Source organism: Nocardioides sp., assembly GCF_029937575.1.
Taxonomy (GTDB): domain Bacteria; phylum Actinomycetota; class Actinomycetes; order Propionibacteriales; family Nocardioidaceae; genus Nocardioides.
In genome coordinates this window covers 1-3,014 of sequence record NZ_JAPYPS010000130.1, presented here as the reverse complement: position 1 = coordinate 3,014, position 3,014 = coordinate 1, and the positions used below count along the sequence as shown (strand labels likewise).

The 3,014-nt window shown below is 72.7% G+C and carries 3 protein-coding genes; all 3 read right to left on the bottom strand.

Going from position 1 to position 3,014, the window contains the following annotated elements; translation table 11 throughout:
* Positions 1–164: 164 nt before the first annotated feature.
* Positions 165–1,100 (bottom strand): SGNH/GDSL hydrolase family protein, encoded by a 936-nt coding sequence (locus Q1K33_RS20700; RefSeq protein WP_300406823.1) that lies wholly within the window; start codon positions 1,098–1,100, stop codon positions 165–167.
* A gap of 29 nt (positions 1,101–1,129) precedes the next feature.
* Positions 1,130–2,020 (bottom strand): SGNH/GDSL hydrolase family protein, encoded by an 891-nt coding sequence (locus Q1K33_RS20695; RefSeq protein WP_300406821.1) that lies wholly within the window; start codon positions 2,018–2,020, stop codon positions 1,130–1,132.
* Between the two features lie 10 nt (positions 2,021–2,030).
* On the bottom strand, positions 2,031–3,014 hold a 984-nt coding region (locus tag Q1K33_RS20690; RefSeq protein WP_300406819.1), incomplete at its 5' end, for a helix-turn-helix domain-containing protein.

Sequence of the window (3,014 nt, the reverse complement as noted above, 5' to 3'; positions counted from 1 at the left end):
CTCGTCCGTTGGGTAGAGACGACATGAAAACCGGCCGGAAACCTGCAGTCTTCGCCCAACCGATGAGGCGATGTGAAGGATGTGACGGGTGTGGCGCCCGCGCATGCGGCGGCGTGGGCGAGAGCCGCTCGACCACGCGCGCGGGCCCCCACCACGAGGACCCGTCAGATCATCGCGACGAGCAGGTCCGCCACGGCGTGCTGCTCGGCCGGGTACGGGTGGAGTCCCATGGCGCGCTTGGGAGCCCCCCGGATGCCCGCGACCCAGGGCTCCTTGGAGCAGATGTCGTGGCCCTGGCTGGCCTCGACGAGGTCGACGAACTCGGCACCGGCCTTGACCCCGCCCTTGCGCACGGCGTTGGACAGGCGCAGGTTGAGGTCGCGGGTGTAGGCGTAGTCACCGACGGCCAGGGGCAGCTTGTTGCGGCAGGTGCCCTCGGCCGGCAACAGCTGCGGGTAGCCGACGAGCAGGACCTGGGCGTTGGGTGCCTTGCGGACGATGGCGCGGACCACGCGCGAGACGTTGCGCCGGATCTCGCCGAGGTGACGCTCGATGCGGTCGCGGCCCTTGGGAGTGAGGTTCTTGTCGCGGCACGGCGAACCCTCGGGGTCGCGCTTGGCGACCTTGAGGCAGGTGAAGATCATCTTCGAGAAGTATCGGAAGTCGTTGGCGCCGATGCCGAGGGTGACGAGGTCGGTGTCGGTGGTCAGCGAGTCGAGCTGGGGCGGTCGCTCGTTGTCGATGAAGCGCTGGGCGGCGAACATGCTCGTCGTCGAGGCGCCGGAGCAGCTCACGTCGATGAGGGGTACGTCGAGCCGGGTCGCGACGAGTGCGGGGTAGTTCTCGTCCGAGCGCAGGCAGCCGTTGATCTGCTCCTGCTCGGCAAGCGGGAAGAGCGGCGCCGCGGTATAGGAGTCACCCATCGCGACGTAGACGAACTCGTCCTCGCCGTCGGGGGTCTGCGTGGACCCGACCTGGGTGACGTCGGGGTCCGGCTCGGCCTGGGGCTCGCTCGCGACCTGGCACGCACTCAGGGTGAGCGCAGCCGCCACCGCACCTGCAAGGGCGCGCGCAGCAGTCAGGCGTGTCGTTCGGAGCACCAGGCAAGGGTACGAGAAGGACCTGGCGTTTACAGCATGTCCGCGATGAGCGAGGCGACCGCGGCCTGCTCGACCGCGAACGGGTGGAACGGGACCGTGCCGTCGTCGCCCACACGGATCCCGTTGACCCAGGGATCGTCGGCGCAGATGTCGTGGCCCCGGCTCGGGGCGAGGAGGTCGACGAACGTCATGTCGCGGGCTTCGGCCTCGACCTGAAGGGCGTCGGAGAGTCCCCGGATGACCCCGGTGACCACGGGATAGTCGGCCTCGGCCATCGGGACCAGGTCGGGGCAGCTGCCGGTCTCCGGCAGCAGGGCCGGGTAGCCCACGACGTACACGGTGGCCTCGGGTGCCGCGTCGGCGATCGCGTCGAGCACCGCACCCATCTTGGCCTGGATCTCGCCGGCGACGGGCGCGACCTCGCCGTCCACCACGTCGCTGCACGTCGGCGCCGGGGCCGCGGCGTCGTCGGGATCGGCTCCCGGCGAGGCGGCACGCGTCAGACAGCTGCGCAGCATGGTCACGAAGAGGCCGAAGTCGTTGCCGCCCGTCCCGACGGTGACGACGTCGGTCTCGGGTCCCAGCAGCGGCACCTGCTCGGAGATGAGGTCGTCGCTGGTGGCGCCGCTGCAGGTGGCGTCGGTGAGGAAGAGGCCGGCGGTCTCGGCGAGCACGTGGGCGTAGTTGCGGTCCGAGCGGAAGCAGCCGTCGGCCTGGTCGGTCTGGGGCACGCCCGGTGCCGAGGCGTAGGAGTCGCCCAGGGCGACGTACTGGACGTCGTCGGGGCCGGGGCCGGGGGTAGCCGAGCTCGGGGAGACGACGTCAGGAGTGACGGGCTCATCGCCCGAGCAGGCCGTGAGGGTCAGTGCCAGGCCGGCGGCCACGACCCCGGCCGCGGTGCGACGCGACCGGTGGCTCATGGCCGCAACGCTACGGGGTAGGCCTGGTCTCCTCGGGGTGAGGCAGCGCCTGGCCCGCCCCGAGGGCGAGGGTCAGCGCGAGGACCTCGTCGGGATCGTCGAGCCGGTCACCGAACGCCTCGCGGAGCTGGCCCATCCGGTAGCGCACGGTCTGCGGGTGCACGAACAACGCCTCGGCGACGTCTTCGCGACGGCCCTGCAGCAACAGCCAGGCACGCAGCGTCTCGGCGAGCTTCTCCGCGGTGGCGGGCCGCAGGTCCGCCAGGGGGGCCAGGGCGCGGGCGCGCAGGTCGCCCAGGGCCTCCGGGTCCGCGGTGAGCACCAGGTGCGCGAGGTGCAGATCGGTGTCGCCCTCGAGCCCCTGCTCCCTGGCCCGGAGGGCTCGGTCGTACGACGCGCGGACGTCGAGCCAGTCGCGTGCGGGTCCGGCGGTGGCGCCCCGGTCGGCCAGCGCCCGCAGCAGGCCGGTGCGGCGCCGACCATGGGCGTCGGGCACCAGCAGCAGCACGCCGTCGTCGAGTCCGGGCGGGTCGACGGCCTGCAGGGTGTGCGGGGAGACCGTCGCGAGGACGGGACGGGCCTGGGCCTCGGCCACGATCACGGCGGTCAGCGAGCGAGGCGCCGCCCAGTCGGCCCGCTCGGCGGCGGTGCTCACGGTCTCGGCGGGCGAGCCGGCCAGTAGGTGGTGGGCCAGGCGCTCCAGGCGGCGCTGACGCACCCGGCCGGTGGTGGCCTGCTCGTCGGTGTGGCCGGCGACGCTGGCGGCGGAGAGCTGGTCGATGTAGAAGAACACGAGCTCGGCGAAGGCGGCGAGGGTGTCGGCGTCGAGTCCGGCATGGACGCCGCGGGTCGACATCGCCCGCCACGAGACGCGCGCCCCGATCCGGTAGGCCGAGAGCAGCGAGTCGGTCGAGCGGCCGCTGCGCGCCTCGCCTCGTCCCAGTTGGTAGGCGCCCTCGACCGCGGGTGCGGCCGGCGTGCGGGGGTCCGCACC

Coding starts and splice junctions, on each gene's coding strand:
- Q1K33_RS20695 (WP_300406821.1), bottom strand. CDS start 2,020: ATGAGCCACCGGTCGCGTCGCACCGCGGCCGGGGTCGTGGCCGCCGGC.